Below are 3064 nucleotides of genomic sequence, written 5' to 3' on the forward strand. Positions count from 1 at the left end.
AAAGCTTGTACTTTGAAAACTAAATAATATCTATTTTCTAACATCAAGAAAACCGAGAACACCGCGTTATTTGAGTTGTTTGACGAAAAATAATCGCTAACTCAATTAGCCGATGGTGAACGTTAGTTCATCACAGGTTAAGTTACAAAGGGCGCATGGTGAATGCCTTGGTACTAGGAGCCGATGAAGGACGGGACTAACACCGATATGCTTCGGGGAGCGGTAAGTACGCTTTGATCCGGAGATTTCCGAATGGGGAAACCCAAGCATCTTAGTCGATGCTTACTTGACCAGTGAATTCATAGCTGGCAAGGGGAAGACGCAGTGAACTGAAACATCTAAGTAGCTGCAGGAAGAGAAAGAAAAATCGATTTCCTTAGTAGCGGCGAGCGAACGGGAAAGAGCCCAAACCAACGAGCTTGCTTGTTGGGGTTGTAGGACTGAACATTTGAGTTACCAAAGAGCGACGTAGTCGAAACAGTTGGGAAGCTGTGCCAGAGATGGTGAGAGCCCAGTAGACGAAACGCCACTCCCTCAGTTCAGGATCCTGAGTACGGCGGGACACGTGAAACCCCGTCGGAAGCTGCGAGGACCATCTCGCAAGGCTAAATACTCCCTAGTGACCGATAGTGAACCAGTACCGTGAGGGAAAGGTGAAAAGCACCCCGGAAGGGGAGTGAAATAGTTCCTGAAACCATGTGCCTACAAGCTGTCGGAGCCCGTTAAGGGGTGACGGCGTGCCTCTTGCAGAATGAACCGGCGAGTCATGATTGCGTGCAAGGTTAAGGTGGAAAAACCGGAGCCGTAGCGAAAGCGAGTCTGAAATGGGCGTACGAAGTACGCAGTTATGTACCCGAAACCAGGTGACCTACCCATGACCAGGATGAAGGTGCGGTAAAACGCACTGGAGGTCCGAACTCGTATCTGTTGAAAAAGGTTGGGATGAGTTGTGGGTAGCGGTGAAATTCCAAACGAACTTGGAGATAGCTGGTTCTCTCCGAAATCTCTTTAGGGGGAGCCTCGGAATATAGAATCTTGGAGGTAGAGCACTGTTTGAACGAGGGGCCCGTCATGGGTTACTAATTTCAGATAAACTCCGAATGCCATTGATTTATGTCCGGGAGTCAGACGATGAGTGATAAGATCCACCGTCGAAAGGGGAACAGCCCAGATCACCAGTTAAGGTCCCTAAATATATGCTAAGTGGAAAAGGATGTGGAGTTGCATAGACAACTAGGATGTTGGCTCAGAAGCAGCCACCATTTAAAGAGTGCGTAATAGCTCACTAGTCGAGTGATCCTGCGCCGAAAATGTACCGGGGCTAAGCATATTACCGAAACTGTGGACGTGCACGAAGTGCACATGGTAGGAGAGCGTTCTAAGGGCAGTGAAGTCAGACCGAGAGGACTGGTGGAGCGCTTAGAAGTGAGAATGCCGGTATGAGTAGCGAAAGACAGGTGAGAATCCTGTCCACCGAATGACTAAGGTTTCCTGGGGAAGGCTCGTCCACCCAGGGTTAGTCGGGACCTAAGCTGAGGCCGAGAGGCGTAGGCGATGGATAACAGGTTGAGATTCCTGTACCAGTTAAACATGTTTGACGATGGAGGGACGCAGAAGGCTAAGCGATCCGGACGACTGGAAGAGTCCGGCCAAGCAGCAAGTCAGGAAGCGAGTGAAAGGCTTACTTTCGGGTTGACAAGCTGTGATGGGGAGTGAACTTATAGTAGCGAAGTCGCCGATGTCACGCTGCCGAGAAAAGCTTCTAAGGAGTGTTTAACTGCCCGTACCGCAAACCGACACAGGTAGTCGAGGAGAGTATCCTAAGGTGAGCGAGAGAACTCTCGTTAAGGAACTCGGCAAAATGACCCCGTAACTTCGGGAGAAGGGGTGCTGCACGCAAGTGCAGCCGCAGTGAAAAGGCCCAGGCGACTGTTTATCAAAAACACAGGTTTCTGCAAAATCGTAAGATGAAGTATAGGGGCTGACGCCTGCCCGGTGCTGGAAGGTTAAAAGGAAGGGTTAGCGTAAGCGAAGCTCTGAATTGAAGCCCCAGTAAACGGCGGCCGTAACTATAACGGTCCTAAGGTAGCGAAATTCCTTGTCGGGTAAGTTCCGACCCGCACGAAAGGCGTAACGATCTGGGCACTGTCTCAACGAGAGACTCGGTGAAATTGAATTGCCTGTGAAGATGCAGGCTACCCGCGACAGGACGGAAAGACCCCATGGAGCTTTACTGTAGCTTGATATTGAGTGTTTGTACTGCTTGTACAGGATAGGTAGGAGCCGTAGAAGTCGGAACGCTAGTTTCGACCGAGGCGTTGGTGGGATACTACCCTTGCATTATGACCACTCTAACCCGCAGCACTGAACGTGCTGGGAGACAGTGTCAGGTAGGCAGTTTGACTGGGGCGGTCGCCTCCCAAAAGGTAACGGAGGCGCCCAAAGGTTCGCTCAGAATGGTTGGAAATCATTCGCAGAGTGTAAAGGCACAAGCGAGCTTGACTGTGAGACAGACAGGTCGAGCAGGGACGAAAGTCGGGCTTAGTGATCCGGTGGTTCCGTATGGAAGGGCCATCGCTCAACGGATAAAAGCTACCCTGGGGATAACAGGCTTATCTCCCCCAAGAGTCCACATCGACGGGGAGGTTTGGCACCTCGATGTCGGCTCATCGCATCCTGGGGCTGTAGTCGGTCCCAAGGGTTGGGCTGTTCGCCCATTAAAGCGGTACGCGAGCTGGGTTCAGAACGTCGTGAGACAGTTCGGTCCCTATCCGTCGCGGGCGTAGGAAATTTGCGAGGACCTGTCCTTAGTACGAGAGGACCGGGATGGACATACCGCTGGTGTACCAGTTGTTCCGCCAGGAGCACCGCTGGGTAGCTATGTATGGATGAGATAAACGCTGAAAGCATCTAAGTGTGAAACTCACCTCCAGATGAGATTTCCCATTCCGTTAAGGAAGTAAGACCCCTCAGAGATGATGAGGTAGATAGGATGGAAGTGGAAGCGCCGTGAGGCGTGGAGCGGACCATTACTAATCGGTCGAGGACTTAACCAAAAAGGTGT

1 rRNA gene is annotated in these 3064 nt (G+C 51.3%); it reads left to right on the plus strand.

The features are described from left to right. The first annotated feature begins 135 nt into the window (after positions 1-135). Positions 136-3056, plus strand: a 23S ribosomal RNA gene (locus IV45_RS00020). Positions 3057-3064 lie beyond the last annotated feature (8 nt).

Source organism: Limosilactobacillus secaliphilus (genome assembly GCF_001437055.1).
GTDB classification, from domain to species: Bacteria; Bacillota; Bacilli; order Lactobacillales; family Lactobacillaceae; genus Limosilactobacillus; species Limosilactobacillus secaliphilus.